18 protein-coding genes are annotated in these 14,951 nt (G+C 45.5%); 1 reads left to right on the forward strand and 17 read right to left on the reverse strand.

Annotated elements, in window-relative coordinates; all coding sequences use genetic code 11:
- Position 1: 1 nt before the first annotated feature.
- The 12 genes from LQ247_RS15080 to LQ247_RS15135 form a co-directional block, all read right to left on the reverse strand.
- Positions 2–778, reverse strand: coding sequence for a heptaprenyl diphosphate synthase component 1 (locus LQ247_RS15080; protein WP_023857454.1), 777 nt, complete (start codon positions 776–778; stop codon positions 2–4).
- A 143-nt stretch (positions 779–921) separates the two neighbouring features.
- Positions 922–1,152, reverse strand: coding sequence for a trp RNA-binding attenuation protein MtrB (gene mtrB, locus LQ247_RS15085; RefSeq protein WP_023857455.1), 231 nt, complete (start codon positions 1,150–1,152; stop codon positions 922–924).
- Positions 1,153–1,179: 27 nt separating this feature from the next.
- Entirely contained in the window at positions 1,180–1,749 is a 570-nt protein-coding gene (folE, locus tag LQ247_RS15090) for a GTP cyclohydrolase I FolE (protein ID WP_020451963.1), read from the reverse strand.
- 209 nt (positions 1,750–1,958) lie between these two features.
- Positions 1,959–2,237 (reverse strand): non-specific DNA-binding protein Hbs, encoded by a 279-nt coding sequence (gene hbs / locus LQ247_RS15095; RefSeq protein ID WP_003183006.1) that lies wholly within the window; start codon positions 2,235–2,237, stop codon positions 1,959–1,961.
- 417 nt (positions 2,238–2,654) lie between these two features.
- Positions 2,655–4,133: a stage IV sporulation protein A gene (spoIVA, locus tag LQ247_RS15100; RefSeq protein ID WP_020451964.1), complete on the reverse strand. Its 1,479-nt coding sequence runs from the start codon at positions 4,131–4,133 to the stop codon at positions 2,655–2,657.
- Positions 4,134–4,334: 201 nt separating this feature from the next.
- Positions 4,335–5,051 carry a hypothetical protein gene (locus LQ247_RS15105; RefSeq protein ID WP_020451965.1) on the reverse strand — a complete coding sequence of 239 codons (717 nt, stop codon included), beginning with the start codon at positions 5,049–5,051 and terminating at the stop codon, positions 4,335–4,337.
- A gap of 22 nt (positions 5,052–5,073) precedes the next feature.
- A complete protein-coding gene (locus LQ247_RS15110) occupies positions 5,074–5,277 on the reverse strand; it encodes a DUF2768 domain-containing protein (protein ID WP_020451966.1) in 204 nt (67 codons plus the stop codon).
- 325 nt (positions 5,278–5,602) lie between these two features.
- Complete coding sequence (locus tag LQ247_RS15115; protein WP_020451967.1) at positions 5,603–6,643, reverse strand: NAD(P)H-dependent glycerol-3-phosphate dehydrogenase; 1,041 nt, start codon at positions 6,641–6,643, stop codon at positions 5,603–5,605.
- A gap of 15 nt (positions 6,644–6,658) precedes the next feature.
- The gene (gene der, locus LQ247_RS15120) at positions 6,659–7,969 is read right to left on the reverse strand and encodes a ribosome biogenesis GTPase Der (RefSeq protein WP_020451968.1); all 1,311 of its coding nucleotides are present in this window, start codon (positions 7,967–7,969) and stop codon (positions 6,659–6,661) included.
- Between the two features lie 161 nt (positions 7,970–8,130).
- Positions 8,131–8,325 carry a capping complex subunit for YIEGIA gene (locus tag LQ247_RS15125; protein WP_023857457.1) on the reverse strand — a complete coding sequence of 65 codons (195 nt, stop codon included), beginning with the start codon at positions 8,323–8,325 and terminating at the stop codon, positions 8,131–8,133.
- Positions 8,322–9,221 (reverse strand): YIEGIA family protein, encoded by a 900-nt coding sequence (locus LQ247_RS15130; RefSeq protein ID WP_020451970.1) that lies wholly within the window; start codon positions 9,219–9,221, stop codon positions 8,322–8,324. Before LQ247_RS15130 ends, LQ247_RS15125 begins: the two co-directional genes overlap by 4 nt.
- Complete coding sequence (locus LQ247_RS15135) at positions 9,218–9,820, reverse strand: YphA family membrane protein (protein WP_023857458.1); 603 nt, start codon at positions 9,818–9,820, stop codon at positions 9,218–9,220. The genes LQ247_RS15130 and LQ247_RS15135 overlap by 4 nt, the downstream gene beginning before the upstream one ends.
- A 72-nt stretch (positions 9,821–9,892) precedes the next feature.
- Between LQ247_RS15135 and LQ247_RS15140 the strand changes: the two genes are divergently transcribed.
- Entirely contained in the window at positions 9,893–10,024 is a 132-nt protein-coding gene (locus LQ247_RS15140) for a YpzI family protein (protein ID WP_075213454.1), read from the forward strand.
- A 29-nt stretch (positions 10,025–10,053) separates the two neighbouring features.
- Here the strand turns inward: LQ247_RS15140 and fni are convergent, their stop codons facing one another.
- From fni to ypeB, 5 genes are all read right to left on the reverse strand, one after another.
- On the reverse strand, positions 10,054–11,103 hold the full coding sequence (fni, locus tag LQ247_RS15145; protein ID WP_199792216.1) for a type 2 isopentenyl-diphosphate Delta-isomerase: 1,050 nt from the start codon (positions 11,101–11,103) through the stop codon (positions 10,054–10,056).
- Between the two features lie 15 nt (positions 11,104–11,118).
- The gene (rpsA, locus tag LQ247_RS15150) at positions 11,119–12,267 is read right to left on the reverse strand and encodes a 30S ribosomal protein S1 (protein WP_023857460.1); all 1,149 of its coding nucleotides are present in this window, start codon (positions 12,265–12,267) and stop codon (positions 11,119–11,121) included.
- A gap of 217 nt (positions 12,268–12,484) precedes the next feature.
- On the reverse strand, positions 12,485–13,165 hold the full coding sequence (gene cmk / locus LQ247_RS15155; RefSeq protein WP_025811219.1) for a (d)CMP kinase: 681 nt from the start codon (positions 13,163–13,165) through the stop codon (positions 12,485–12,487).
- 80 nt (positions 13,166–13,245) lie between these two features.
- Entirely contained in the window at positions 13,246–13,422 is a 177-nt protein-coding gene (locus tag LQ247_RS15160; protein WP_023857462.1) for a YpfB family protein, read from the reverse strand.
- A gap of 162 nt (positions 13,423–13,584) precedes the next feature.
- Positions 13,585–14,937 carry a germination protein YpeB gene (gene ypeB / locus LQ247_RS15165; protein ID WP_023857463.1) on the reverse strand — a complete coding sequence of 451 codons (1,353 nt, stop codon included), beginning with the start codon at positions 14,935–14,937 and terminating at the stop codon, positions 13,585–13,587.
- Positions 14,938–14,951: the final 14 nt, after the last annotated feature.

Genomic DNA, 14,951 nt, shown 5'->3' on the forward strand with positions numbered 1-14,951 from the left:
ATTACCCTTCTTCCACTTTCTGATGATAAGTTCGTTTTTCAGGCCGAATTTCCTGCAGGCGTTTCAGAAGCCATTTTTGGACGGCGGGCTTTGCAGCAAGCGACTGGTTGATCGCAAGCTTGGCTTCTTCATAAGCCGCTGCAGCCAGCTGTCCGCATGAAGCCTGGTCTTCCGGAAACTCTTTCTGTATGATCGTCTCCAGCAGCCGGGAATCTGAAGCTTTTTCTTCGGCCGCAAACCTTTTAAACACAAGAAAGTCATTGGCGGCTGTTTTCCAGTGAGGCAGGTAAAAGTGGTCGGCGAGATGGTGAAAAAGTGCAGCTTCCACTATGCTGACGCTTTTTTTCAGGCTGTCCGCATCTTTTGCGGAATGGTCGTAAATCCTGATTTTATGTTCGTTTATTTCTTTGATGGCCGCAGCGAGCGTCCGAATCATATAAATATCCTTCATACCCGATAACAGCGAGTAGTACATGCCGCTGAAATAATCACCGGCCAATACGGTCAGCTGGCGGTTTTTATAGTCGTCCTGCTTAATTGAAGCTGCGGTCGTGACTTCATCATGGGTATCAAGGGCTGTTTGAACAAGCATCGCCGTTAAGATGTAACTTTCCTTGTCAGCTTCTTTTAAATCCGTTTCCTCAAACAGAGCGTAGAAAAGAAACAGCTTATCCTCATCAACTTTCGGCGCAGTCAAATGCTTCGCCAAATATGGATGTGAAAGCTTTTGATTCAGCTTGATTTTCAAATAAGATAATTGTCCGTAGATGTCTTGCAAAGATATCACCCTTGTCCCAAAATTCGCAGTTTTTCTTTTTGATTGATTATGTATCTTTTTTGAGCGGAGAAAGTTTAATTATACCATAATATGTTGAAAGATATTGTCTTATGCCACGCAAACGGCCATAAAAGGCCGGCTATCTATTTTTTCGACTCGCTTTTCATCTCGCCGTTTGCCGTCTGAATCAGGGCCTCGCCCCGGATCTTGATCGCAGAGGTGTGCTCGGTAAACTGGCAGATCATCACCTCTCCTTTATCAAGCTTTTCTGAATGATGAAATCTTGTGTCCGTGCCCCTCGTCAGGCCGATCACATTGACGCCGTCTTCAACGGCTTTGATAACGACAAAATCATTCGATTGATTATTGGTCATGTTCATCGCACACCTTCTCATTTTTAATCATGATGTTTTGATAAGCTCCAACACCTCAGAGCGAGCGGCTACATCTTGTCTAAACGTTCCTCTTACGGCTGAAGTGACAGTTTTTGAACCCGGCTTTTTCACGCCGCGCATCGTCATGCACATGTGCTCGGCTTCAACAACAACCATGACACCGTGCGGAGTCAGCGTTTCAACAATGCTGTCGGCGATTGTTGACGTAATCCGCTCCTGCAGCTGCGGGCGCTTTGCCACCGCTTCAACGGCTCTCGCCAATTTGCTGAGCCCTGTCACTTTTCCCCCTTTAGGGATATAAGCTACATGGGCTTTCCCGTAGAAAGGGACTAAATGGTGCTCACACATTGAATAAAAGGGAATATCTTTAACAAGAACAAGCTCTTCGTGATCCTCGCCGAAAATCGTTTTGAAATGCTCTTTCGGATCTTCGTTTAACCCTGCAAATACTTCGGCGTACATTTTCGCGACTCTTTTCGGTGTATCAAGAAGGCCTTCACGGTTCGGATCTTCTCCGATCGCCTCCAATATTTGCCGGACAGCTTGTTCAATTTGTTCTTTGTTGATTTCTCTCATTGTTTTATATCCTCCAGAAACGCATACATTTAATTCAGATTCTAGCACACTTCAGCTTATAAAAGCAAAATGAAAGGTTTTTTGCCGGCAAAATGTTTTCCATCTGAAAAAAAGCCTTAAAATTATGAAAAGCCCCTTTGAAAAGGGGCTTTCCTGTGAAGAAACAACATGGTATGTATTACGCGCGAAAACGGCATATATACATACAATTATTTTCCTGCTACAGCGTCTTTAAGCGCTTTACCTGGTTTGAAAGCAGGTACTTTGCTTGCAGGGATTTCGATTTCTTCACCTGTTTGAGGATTGCGTCCTTTACGAGCTGAGCGCTCACGAACCTCAAAGTTACCAAAACCGATCAATTGAATTTTTTCACCGTTTTTAAGTGCATCTAAAATTGTATCAAAAACAGAATCAACTGCTTTAGTAGCGTCTTTTTTAGATAGTTCGCTTGCTTCTGCAACCGCATTGATTAGTTCTGTCTTGTTCATGCCTTTCACCTCCTCCCAAAAGGTATCAAACAATAGATTATCATCATTTCTTCACAGTTCAACCTGTTTCTATACCTGTTTGAACAGAAATTTCAAATAAATATAGAAAAGGCATTTCACGGCTTTCAGTGAAAATTTCACTTTGAGAGGAACGTTTGTCCAGTAAAGTGAAGATTTTCTGTATGTAGATTAACACATCTGAATAACCATATCAAGCATTTTAAAGCGATGATCCCTTATTCGTCAAGGTTTAAGCAGAATGAAACGAACAAATATTCCTGTTTTTCCTTTTTTAATCATAATCTTTCCTATATTTCCAGCCGCTTGCCCCTGCCGTCTCAATCCCTTTCACGGCGCCTGTTCATCCTGTTTCAGGCATGAAAAAAAGACCTCCCGTATGATAAGAGGCCTTCCCTTTTATAAGATGATCGCAATCAAGCCGCCTGATCCTTCATTGATGATGCGCTCGAGCGTCTCCTTCAGCTTATATCTTGCATTTTCAGGCATGAGGGACAACTTCGCCTGAATCCCTTCTCTGACGATGGAGCTCAGGCTCCTTCCGAAAATGTCGGAATTCCAGATTGACAGCGGATCATCCTCAAAGTCCTGCATTAAATAGCGGACAAGCTCTTCGCTCTGCTTCTCTGTTCCGATGATTGGCGCAAACTCGCTCTCCACATCGACTTTGATCATATGAATCGACGGCGCCACCGCTTTCAGGCGGACTCCGAATCTTGACCCCTGCCTGATGATTTCCGGTTCATCAAGGCTCATATCGGTTAATGCGGGAGCAGCGATTCCATAACCGGTTTGTTTCACCATTTTCAACGCATCTGATACTTGATCATATTCGGTCTTGGCATGGGCAAAATCCTGCATGAGCTGAAGGAGATGATCCTTTCCTCTGATTTCAACGCCGACGACTTCCCTCAAAATTTCATCGTACAGGTAATCCGGCGCGTACAAATCGATTTCGGCGATCCCCTGGCCCATTTCAATTCCGGCGAGGCTGGCGCGCTCGATAAAATCAAATTCGCTGAAGTGTCCGACGACGCGGTCGACATCTCTCAGTCTTTTAATATCTTTGACGGTTTCTTTAACGGAATCTTGATAGTTTTCCCTGAGCCAATGATTCTCTTTTAATACCATGACCCAGCTCGGAAGATTGACGTTGACTTCGAGTACAGGGAATTCGTAAAGCGCTTCTCTGAGAACGCTCAGAACGTCTGCTTCCCTCATGCTTTCAACGCTCATCGCCAGCACCGGAATGTCGTATTTCTCCATCAGCTCTTGCCTGAGCGCTTCCGTTTCCGGATGGTACGGCCTTACGGAATTGATGACCATGATAAACGGTTTTCCAACCTCTTTTAATTCATCGATCACCCGTTCTTCAGCCTCGATATAATCCTGTCTGGCGATTTCTCCAATCGTGCCGTCAGTCGTAATCACAACACCGATGGTGGAGTGTTCCTGGATGACTTTTCTCGTGCCGATTTCGGCAGCTTCGTGAAACGGAATCGGCTCTTCATACCAAGGAGTGTTGATCATTCTCGGCCCGTTTTCATCCTCGTATCCCTTTGCTCCGGGTACAGTATAGCCGACACAGTCGACAAGCCTTATATTCACATCGAGTCCGTCACTGACATGAACTGACATTGCCTGATTCGGAACAAACTTCGGTTCAGTTGTCATAATGGTTTTGCCAGCGGCACTTTGGGGGAGCTCATCTTGTGCGCGCGCCCGGTCTGCTTCATTGTTGATATTCGGGAGCACCACTAGCTCCATAAATTTTTTGATAAACGTAGATTTTCCTGTACGTACAGCTCCTACGACACCTAAGTATATATCGCCTCCTGTTCGTTCAGCGATATCCTTGAAAATATCGACCTTTTCCAAGTGATCCCCTCCCGGACTTCCAATCCTTTTCAATTTTTTACTTCTTCATCAATCAAAAACAGGACACTATAGTGTATGACGTTGTCCTATTTCAATATGACAGCTTAGGGAAATTTTTTCGGCATGCATGAAAAAACCTTTCTCCTCATTGTATGCTGAGGAGAAAGGTTCATGACTGATACTTGCATTTTGACCGATATTCTATTCGAGAAAAACAGGTTCCTGTTTGTCATTCACTGTATACTTTACCGAAAACGCCGGAACAAAAGGCGTCTCTTTCCACATCAAATCCTGAATTTCCTCACCCGGCTTTACCGTTTTTTTCGACCGCTTTATCAGGTTGGCCAAATCCACTCGGTAATCCACTTGAATGTCGCCTTTTTCATCGACGAGAAGCGGCAGCGAGGTGCCGGAAAGCGGACTCGTGACAGAAGGCGCCTCTTTCAGTCCGAGCTTTTCATGGTCAAGCATGAATAAGTGATTGGATACGACTTTTTTATACGGCGGATACTTGTGCTGATCTTTATACATTTCGACCCGAAGCTTTAGCTCTCTGATCATTTCCGACATTTTTATATCAATGAGCTTGACCGTCGGCTTTTTTTCTACATCGACAAGAACGTACAAGTACTCTCCGCCGCTTTCATAGGAAGTACCCGGCGGCTCAGCCATATACCGGGGGGACAGCCTGTTAAAATCGATAGGGTATTTTTGATAGATTGGAACGCTCATATCCCTTGTCTTAATCGGCAGAAGCCCTCCCGTCGCCTCCCTGAATTCATCAACGGCCGCCTGCACTTCTTTGAGCTGGTGCTGATACGGCACGCTGTTTTTCGCCTTTCTTTCTTCAGGGTACAAACAGCCGCTTAGCATGATTGCGGTCAATACAGTAACAAGCAGTGCGTTTACGATTTTCATATGAATCTTCCTTTTTTATGCTTTATTCGTTGACGGGACCGCTGAAGACGACAAAAAAGACGATCACGCCGGAGATGAGCATACATGTATAGGCGACGAACGACGTGAGCACTTTTAAAAAACGGTTTTTAAATTTATATCTGCTTATGTATATGGCAATCACCGCTAAGAACATCAGGCCCATTGATCCCAAGGCAAACCACATTTTTAACAGACCGACATTCACATTGAAGCCCTCCTTCTACCTTTTCTTGTGATGTAAGCGTTATATTTCATTTTATATAAGAAAAACCAGAAGTTCAACAGCTTTTCCAATATTTCGAAACGGAAAAAACCGCAAAAAAAACCTGAAGCAAAGAGGGGGGCTTTGCTTCAGGCATAACGATTGTGACTATATAACCCAATTGGTAAGATACAGCTCTTCCAGACTTCGATTCTATTTTATGCAAGTCTTCGGACAAATGTATCCTCTCTTGCCTAAGTCTCCAAAATGTTTCGGTTTTTTTAAAACGAACTTAGAGGAGAGTATAAAGCAGTTGGTGATGGAGTGGTCATTTCATTTGATTTTCAAATGTGTTCACAAGATCTTCCATCTCGTGTGTTTTGACTCTCGCCATCAATGATTCGACTGCCGTCTCAACTTTTTCGCCGTCAAACAATACTTTGTGCAATGCCTCGGTAATCGGCATTTTCACATCAAATTTCTTTGAAAGCTGATAAGCGGCTTTTGTCGTGCGGACCCCCTCAACGACCATCCCCATTTCTTCCAGAACTTCATCCAGTTTGAAGCCTTTACCCAGCATATTACCGGCTCGCCAATTTCGTGAATGGACGCTCGTGCAGGTGACGATCAAATCTCCGATTCCTGTAAGCCCCGAGAATGTCAGCGGGTTTCCGCCCATTTTCGTGCCGAGTCGGGCGATCTCTGCCAAGCCCCTTGTAATCAGCGCGGCTTTCGCATTATCTCCGTACCCCAAACCGTCTGTAATGCCCGCGGCAAGCGCAATGACGTTTTTCAGCGCGCCGCCGATCTCTACGCCGATCATATCCGGATTGGTATACACGCGGAAATTCTGATTCATAAACATATCCTGGATCGCCTGTGCCGATTCAATGCTGCTGTCGGCAGATACGGTTACCGTCGTCGGGTGTCTTAAACCGACTTCTTCCGCATGGCTCGGCCCGGAGAGAACGACGATGTCCTCCCTTAATTCAGCCGGAATTTCCTCTTTCATCATTTCAGAAATGCGGAGCAGTGTGTCAGGCTCAATTCCTTTTGAAACATGTACAAAAATCGCCTTTTGGTCGATGAAGGAAACAGCCTGTGCGAGAACTTCGCGGATCGCTTTTGTCGGAACGGCGACGATGATCGTCTTGACATCGGCCACTGCAGCTTCAAGATCTGTTGTGGCATGCACGTTTTCAGAAAGTTTGACACCCGGCAGATAATCTTTGTTTTCATGGTGTTCATTGATTTGCTGAATCAGTTCTTCACGATGGCCCCAAATGCACACATCGTACTGGTTGTCCGCCAAAACGAGCGCCAAGGCTGTTCCCCAGCTTCCGGCTCCCAAAATCGATACTTTTGTCATTTTTACTACACCTCTTTATTTTCTTGCTCTTGCGAAAATCTTGATTGGTGTTCCTTCAAATCCGAAGGCGTCGCGTATCCGGTTTTCCAAAAAGCGTTCGTAAGAAAAATGCATCAGCTCAGGATCATTGACAAATACGACAAATGTCGGCGGCTTCACAGCCACTTGTGTCGCATAATAAATTTTTAAGCGGTTGCCATTATGCGTCGGCGTCGGGTTCATAGCCACTGCATCCATAATGATATCATTAAGAATATTGGTCTGCACCCTCATCGAATGGTTTTCGCTTGCCGTCATGACTGCAGGCATCAGCGTATGGATGCGCTTTTTCGTCAAAGCGGACATAAACAAAACAGGCGCGTAGTCCAAAAATTGAAAGTGATCTCTAACCTTTTCTTCGAATTCTTTCATCGTCCGCTCGTCTTTTTCGACTGCATCCCATTTATTCACGACGATGACGACGGCTTTTCCCGCTTCATGCGCATAGCCGGCAATCCGCTTGTCCTGCTCGATGATGCCTTCTTCGCCGTCCAAGACGACGCAGACGACTTCTGAGCGGTCGATCGCCTTTAAAGCCCGGAGGACGCTGTATTTTTCAGTTGCCTCATACACTTTTCCCTTTTTTCTCATCCCGGCTGTATCAACGATGACAAAGTCTCTTTGATTGTATGTAAACCTCGTGTCAATGGCGTCGCGCGTTGTTCCCGCAATATTGCTGACGATCACGCGCTCTTCTCCAAGCATGGCGTTTACAAGAGAGGATTTTCCGACGTTCGGCCGGCCGATGAGGCAAAATTGAACGACCTCATCCTCATACTTCGTTTCGGGTATGTTTTTAAAATGTTCGCTGACCGCGTCAAGCAGATCGCCGAGACCGAGGCCGTGCGTCCCTGAAATCGGGTACGGCTCGCCAAAGCCGAGGGCATAAAAATCGTAAATGTTTGCTCTCATTTCAGGATTATCCACTTTATTAACCGCCAGAACGACAGGTTTTTTTGTACGGTATAAAATTTTTGCCACTTCTTCATCAGCAGCCGTGACGCCTTCGCGGCCGTTCGTCATGAAAATAATCACATCTGCTTCTTCCATGGCGATTTCGGCCTGATGGCGAATCTGCGCCAAAAACGGCTCATCGCCGACTTCGATTCCGCCTGTATCAATCAGGTTGAAGTCGTGATTCAGCCACTCGGCAGAGCTGTATATTCGATCCCGCGTCACGCCAGGTGTATCTTCCACAATCGAAATTCTTTCGCCAGCGATCCTGTTAAAGATCGTGGACTTCCCCACATTGGGCCTTCCAACTATGGCTACGACAGGTTTTCCCATAGTACCCTTCCTTTCAATTCAGTAAAGCTTTTCCATCTTTAAATGAATCATCATTTATTTCTCTTTTCAAAAAATCAGTTTGAAGAAAGAAACCCTTCTTATTCCATGAGAAGGGCTTAACTCATATATTATATCAATTTCTAAAAAGATCACAACTGTAATTAAAAATGTTTCACAATCAAATAAAGGTCATCTCCTATTCCGTGGGCGATTCCGTCGAGAATGGCTTCAAGGTTTTTCGCGTACGTGTTCATTTCCTCGGGGGTGTCGCAGAAAAATGCAGCCGTCCCTCCGATCACTCGCTCTCGCCTTGTTGTGACGACGGCGAGGATGAATTTTTCGATTGATTCGCTCATTTTATCACCTTGCTGTGCTTTTCTTTAATAAATTCCATCGGTACGCGAATGGCGTTTTCCAGCGTCGGAACATCGCCGATGACCCTGATCGCCGTCTCCTTGTCCTTGATGACCGGAAGGACAAAAACCGCGACCCGCCCGTCATTCAAATCCCTTTTCGCCAGCGGCGAAAGAGAGGGTTCTCCGGAGTCTCGATACACGCCGAGCACATTGGAAACGTCGAATAAAATCGCCTGCCTTTGCCCGAGATTGGCAATGGTTACTGCGGAATTAAAATTTTTCGGTTTTAAAATAAAACCCATGCCGTGTTCCAAAATCAGCTTCTGTTTTTCAGGAAGCCCGATATTCATAATGTAAATATTGTCGACATAAAGGCCGGCTCCTTCAAAATGAGGCTTTTTATACTCTATATCGACGATGTCCTTAATAAAGCTTCCGGACATTAAGATCCTGCCCGAGATAAAACAGATGAAAGCTGCAGCAAGGCCTGCCCATACCGATGAAAACAGAATATATGCGAGGGTCGTCAGGAGCGATGTGAAAATGACAATGTAATTTCTGCTTTCAAAGGCGATCGCAATTCCTTCGATATACGTGCTGCCTCTTGAAACAAGTTCATAGCCGTCAAGCTGCGTCAATGTTTCGCGTTCCATATTCCGGACATCCCTGAATTGGGTTGCAGCCAGCGTTAAAAACGTAATCGCTGTATAATCCGATTTTAAGATCGACGGAATAATGATCGCTCCAATGCTGGCAGCGATCAAAGCCAGCGCAATATGTATTGTTTTCCCATGAAGATATGTAGGGTACTGGCGGTAGTCGGTTCGGAGCATGTACACTCTGACAACAATACCGGCGATAATTCCCAAGATGATCGGATAAGTATATTGGCTCATGACATTTTTGCTGCTCCTTTATTCAATCGCTTCCATTTGTGATAGAACTGATGCATCAGCCGTTCATACTGGGAGATTCCGTAAACGAGAACGATCCCCGCAGCGCACATTGACAGCCATGAATAACCGCCGGCTGCAATGTCTCCATAAAGCTTTCTGATGACGAATGTATACAAGAGCTCCCCCTGGCACGCACCGAGCACAAACATCCCGAGACGGGCGGCGAAGCTTCTTTCAAAAGCCGTCGTCATGATGACAAACAGAATGATGGTCAGCCATTCAGGCTTTAGGATAAACCAAACAGGGTCATATAATGCAAACAGAAACAAAAAACCGTAGGCGGACACCATCGACAAATGAAGCAGGAGCCGCTTGACGCTTTTATGAAGCCTTAAATAACCGCACAGCATGAAAGCTCCTATATAAAACGACAAATAGGCGGCATTAAAATGCAGAAAGAGCTGAATCTGATACATACTTAACATGATGTTGAGCAGAATAAATGCTGACGCATAAAAGCGAAAGCTGTTTTTCTCAAGAATAAAAGTCGTTAACACCCATAAAAACCACATTGACCAATAATAATAGAATTCTTCCATATGTTTTCGTCCTCCATTTTCAGTATGGAGTGACTTGAGATTTTTTAAACGTGCGATAAGGAGGGAACAGCGTTGGGAAAAGACAGGCAGGAAAAGAAGCTGAAACAGCAGAAGCGAACCGAATCCGACCGTGACCAGTCCATCAGCTACAATGGGGCCGCCTCTCTCGAAAGTGTGGAGGACGCACGGAAGCGAAACCCGTAAAAAAACCGGCTCATGAGAAGCCGGTTTTTTTAGCGCTTGCTGTAAACAAAGGGGTCAACACCCCTCGCTTTCAGCCAATGATATGTATCGCCCTTGATGACGAGCGGTGCTTTTTTCAACTGTTCAATCGTCCGGCACCCCAAGACGGTCATGATCCTTTTTAAATCTTCGATCAGGCTCTCGATTTCGGCGGCTAACGCCTCTTCTCCCGAAGCTGTCAGCACTTGGAGAAAATAGCCCGCCATCCCCGCCGCAGACGCACCCAGCGCTATCGATTTGGCCAGATCAAGGGCATCTTGAATGCCTCCGGATGCGATAATCGGCTGATCGCCGAACAGAGAGCTGACTTCGGCCAGGCTGGCTGCTGTCGATATGCCCCATTGATCGAAAAACTGAACCGCTTTATCTCTGCGCAAATTTTCGATTTTCGAAAAATTCGTTCCTCCGAAACCGCCGACATCGACCGCCTGGACCCCGGCGTTAAAAAGCCGGGCCGCGGTGTCCCTGCTCATGCCAAAGCCCACTTCTTTTACGGCGACCGGTACACTGACATTTCGGCAGATGTCTTCAATCCGGTGCAGGCGACCTGTAAAGCTGCGGTCGCCTTCAGGCATGACAATTTCTTGAATCACATTGAGGTGAATTTGAAGCATGTCGGCTTCAATCATGTCGACCGCCCGTTTGGCCTGGTCCACCGTCGCTTCGCTCCCCAAATTGGCGAATACAAGACCCTTCTGATTTTCTTTTCTGACGATCTCGTATGAAGGACGTTCCTCAGGGTCTTTCAAAGCGGACATTTGCGAGCCGACAGCGACCGGTATGCCCGTTTGTGCAGCCGCCCTCGCCAAAGCCCTGTTGATCTCAAACGTCGCCTTCCCGCCCCCGCCTGTCATCGCATTGATAAAAATAGGCGAACTTAAAAACAGTTCGCCTATTTTGGTTGAAGTATCAACTTGTGACAATTCCGTTTCCGGAAGGCTGACGTGAACAAACGTAATATCATCAAGCCCGGTCTGACGTTTCTGTCCGGTGGACAAGGCATGATCAATGTGTTCTTTTTTTCTTTTTGCTCGCGTCACCATCATCACCAAATTTTACTTTAATTTATTCAGTTTGTCTCCGATCATTTCACCAAGCTGGAATCCTGAAGACTCTTCCTTCGCCTGGTATTGACGGTAATCTTCCTGCTCTGCTTTATCGGTGTTTTCTTCAAGCTCTTTCATGCTTAAAGAAATGCGCTCTTCCTCTTCGTTGACGTCAAGAACTTTCACTTTAACGTCCTGGCCTTCCTCAAGGACTTCATGAGGTGTTCCAATGTGTTTGTTCGAGATTTGCGAAATGTGGACGAGGCCTTCAACTCCAGGCAGCACTTCGACAAACGCACCGAAGCTCACCAAGCGCTGGACTTTTCCGTCCAATACGTCTCCAGGCTTCACTTTTTCGCCGATGTTGGACCAAGGCCCAGGAAGCGTTTCTTTGATTGATAGCGAAATTCGCTCATTGTCGCGGTCGACGGACAGCACTTTGACTTTGACATCCTGGCCTTCTTCGACTACGTCTGACGGTTTTTCAACGTGTGAATGCGACAGCTGGGAGATGTGAACAAGACCGTCAATGCCGCCGATGTCAACGAAAGCACCGAAATCTGTCAGGCGCTGCACTTTTCCTTCAAGTACCTGTCCGGCTTCCAGCGTTTGAAGAAAATCCTGCTTTCTTTCCGACTGCTCTTTTTCAACAACCGCACGGTGTGATAAAATCACGCGGTTTTTATCTCTGTCAAGCTCAACGACGATTAAAGTAAGCGTCTTTCCTTTATAATCTGTAAAATCTTCAACAAAATGCGCCTCTACAAGCGATGCGGGAATGAATCCGCGCACGCCGATATCGACGACCAGACCGCCTTTGACGACGTCTTTTACTTCGGCTTCAAACACTTCTTTTGACTCAAACTTTTTCTCTAGGTCTTCCCAAGCGCGGTCTGCATCAACAGCACGTTTTGATAAAATCAATGCATCGTCTTCCACTTTTGTCACTTTTAATTCAAGCTCATCGTCTACATTGACGACATCTGATGCTTTTTCAACATGAAGACTTGATAATTCACTGATTGGGATAATTCCGGTTTGCTTGCAGTTGGGGATGTCAACATCGACATGCTTGTCCTCAACTTTCGTTACAATACCTTTCACCACATCTCCAACCTCTGGTACTTGAACATCAATTTGATTCATTTCCTCTGTCATTTCAATAACCTCCTTGGTCCAAACCTACACAGCTTTTGTAAAAACGGTTATTCCAGACGAATTGATATCCGATCCGGACAGCCGATATGTATTAAAGAACCATTCAAAAATGGATATTTGAATGTTCTAAAACATGATTTATTATTACTAACTTCTAATAAAAGCCTGTGTTTGTCAAGTCAAAACATGCAGACAATAAGTAATTTGCCCGGATTTTTTATTTTTGAGCCTTTTTGTCTACAACCTGCAGGATTTTTTCGGCCACCTCATCGATCGTCAGTGAAGTCGTATCGATTTCAAGCGCATCGTCCGCTTTTTTCAACGGCGAAATCTCGCGCTCTGAATCGAGTTTGTCACGGCGCCTGATTTCTTCTGCAAGCGTTTCATAGTTTACATTGTACCCTTTTTTGACGTTTTCTTCAAAGCGGCGTTTTGCCCGCTCTTCAACGGACGCCAAAAGAAATATTTTCACTTCCGCATTCGGGAGAACGTGGGTACCGATGTCGCGGCCGTCCATGACGACGCCGCCTTTTTCAGCCAGCTGCTGCTGCCTTTTCGTCATTTCTTCGCGGATCCCGGCGTATTTGGCGACGATTGAAACCTGGTTGCTCACGTCATCCGTGCGGATCGCCTCTGTTACATCTTCGCCTGCGATATAAACCTTTTGCTCCCCTTCAGGCGAAACCGTGAGATCGATGGCAGATTCTTTTAACAAGGCCGTCAACGCCGCTTCGTCGTTTAAATCGACGCCCTTTTTCAGCGCTAAATACGTAATCGCCCTGTACATGGCACCCGTATCGATATAAATATACGACTTTTTTCCGGCCACGATTTTAGCCACGGTGCTTTTTCCGGCTGCCGCAGGGCCGTCTATTGCAATGCATAATTTCTTTTCCATAATTCCTCTCCTTGCTATCTGGTACTCCTTATAGGATTGTATCATGTATCAGGCGAAAAAGGGGAGATTTTAGCGTGAATTTACGGCTTAAATGTCTCGATCCATTCGCCGATTTTCATGTTGTTCACGCCTTCATACTGCACAACTTTTGACAGATAAGGCTCAGCCTTGGAGAAATGAAAAAGAAGCTGCACGCTGATTAATATGACCGCCTGTACGACAAGAATCTTAAATAATAACCGTTCAATTGTTTTCATAACATTCCTCCGCTGCCCGGAAAGTTTATGGCACCGGGCATGTTCAATTTTCACCGGCGGACGTTCCGCCCATACGTTCAGTATGGAAATGTTTAGGACGAATTATTCCGAATGCTAAAAAGGAAAAGGCATGTATCCGCCTTTTCCCTCTGATCTATCGTTTTACAAATCGTTATATATCGGTTCTGCACTTTTCATTTTTTGGACCTTCTCTTCCGTGCCGTCTTCGGTATTGATAAACATGCGGAATGTATCATTTTCAATCGTGCCGAGAATTTCGTAGCAGAGCACTTCTTGTGAAAGCTCGTTTGTGACTAAAGCAAGGCGCGTCTCCTGAACCTTTACGTTGGGATTCAGGCTTGCTTTCGCTTTTTCAAGCGTTAATTTCGGCTTCGGCAAGTCTCTTTTTTTATGGGAGATTAAGAAATCCTTTGCATTAAATCCGGTAATTTCGCCGTCGTCAAGCGCGACCTTGATGCGGATGCTGTCCGGATAGAGCCAGACGCCGTCCTGGACCGGAACAAACGAAAATACGCCGACGCCGTCGTATTGCGAGCTTTCATCCATCTTCAGGTCTTCGGTTTTATAGCCGTTTTTTTTCAAAAATTGAAGGGCTTTGTTCGACGCGTCGTTCAGGCTGATTTTTTCATCTTTAATTTTTTTGTTTTGGATCAGATAAACCGGATATCCGCCTTTTTCGGTAATGTCCATATAAATATCCGCTTTTTGATCAGGGTCCTGCATGCTGATGCTGTATACATCCCTGTTCGTTTTCTTGCCGCTTTTCGACACTTTGATATTGTAATTTTTGTCCTGAGCGAATTTTTGGGCAATCTTGCGCGCTTCTTTTTCGGTTATTCTCTTGCCTTTTAAATGGTCGTACCCTTGCTGCTCTTTTTTCGTGTTCGTCATCTCTGTCGCGCTTAAATCCGTATCAGAAAACGCACTTGCGCTTTTTTCAACGGTTTTAAATCCATTAATGATCGTATTGTCGCTTTGTTTTTGGCCGGACGCGAGCGCAAGCTCTACATCCATCCATCTCAGATTTTTGTCTATAATCAAATGCTGGACATTACGCAATTCATTTTGTATATCCTTTGAATTTTCATATAGCTGATTTAAAGAAGCGTACTCTTTTTTATTAAGCGGCTCTTTGTCAAGGTCGCGCACGGCTGCTTTGTAGCTGAAATCTCCGACCTTTGCCAAAAATTCTTCTGTCTTGTTAAACGGCATTAAGGTCAGCGGCAGCTGGCTGACATTGTTATGCGCTTCAGAAGTCGTCTTCCATACTTCCGCCAAGGCGGGAGACAGGGTTTTTTTGCTGTTCATCGCAAGTGTGCTCCCGATTTTGTCATGCAGCTGATCCACCTGATAAGTTAAATCGTGAAATGCCCTTTGATAGTTGTTTTCGGCATGAAGCAAAACGGCGTCTTTCTCCTGATGTTCCTTATAGCCCCAATAGCTTGTTCCGACGATGGCGACACCTAAAAGGGCGATTAAAATTCCTCTGATCATTTATAGCACCTCGC

Origin of the sequence: Bacillus sp. BS3(2021), assembly GCF_021043345.1 — a bacterium.
Taxonomy (GTDB): Bacteria; Bacillota; Bacilli; order Bacillales; family Bacillaceae; genus Bacillus; species Bacillus paralicheniformis.

What these genes read in the sequence shown, in the direction of transcription:
- mtrB (WP_023857455.1), bottom strand. Translation starts at nt 1,152, where the DNA reads ATGACCAATAATCAATCGAATGATTTTGTCGTTATCAAAGCCGTTGAA.
- folE (WP_020451963.1), bottom strand. Translation starts at nt 1,749, where the DNA reads ATGAGAGAAATCAACAAAGAACAAATTGAACAAGCTGTCCGGCAAATA.
- hbs (WP_003183006.1), bottom strand. Translation starts at nt 2,237, where the DNA reads ATGAACAAGACAGAACTAATCAATGCGGTTGCAGAAGCAAGCGAACTA.
- LQ247_RS15105 (WP_020451965.1), bottom strand. Translation starts at nt 5,051, where the DNA reads ATGAAAATCGTAAACGCACTGCTTGTTACTGTATTGACCGCAATCATG.
- LQ247_RS15115 (WP_020451967.1), bottom strand. Translation starts at nt 6,643, where the DNA reads ATGACAAAAGTATCGATTTTGGGAGCCGGAAGCTGGGGAACAGCCTTG.
- der (WP_020451968.1), bottom strand. Translation starts at nt 7,969, where the DNA reads ATGGGAAAACCTGTCGTAGCCATAGTTGGAAGGCCCAATGTGGGGAAG.
- LQ247_RS15125 (WP_023857457.1), bottom strand. Translation starts at nt 8,325, where the DNA reads ATGAGCGAATCAATCGAAAAATTCATCCTCGCCGTCGTCACAACAAGG.
- LQ247_RS15130 (WP_020451970.1), bottom strand. Translation starts at nt 9,221, where the DNA reads ATGAGCCAATATACTTATCCGATCATCTTGGGAATTATCGCCGGTATT.
- LQ247_RS15135 (WP_023857458.1), bottom strand. Translation starts at nt 9,820, where the DNA reads ATGGAAGAATTCTATTATTATTGGTCAATGTGGTTTTTATGGGTGTTA.
- rpsA (WP_023857460.1), bottom strand. Translation starts at nt 12,267, where the DNA reads ATGACAGAGGAAATGAATCAAATTGATGTTCAAGTACCAGAGGTTGGA.
- cmk (WP_025811219.1), bottom strand. Translation starts at nt 13,165, where the DNA reads ATGGAAAAGAAATTATGCATTGCAATAGACGGCCCTGCGGCAGCCGGA.
- LQ247_RS15160 (WP_023857462.1), bottom strand. Translation starts at nt 13,422, where the DNA reads ATGAAAACAATTGAACGGTTATTATTTAAGATTCTTGTCGTACAGGCG.
- ypeB (WP_023857463.1), bottom strand. Translation starts at nt 14,937, where the DNA reads ATGATCAGAGGAATTTTAATCGCCCTTTTAGGTGTCGCCATCGTCGGA.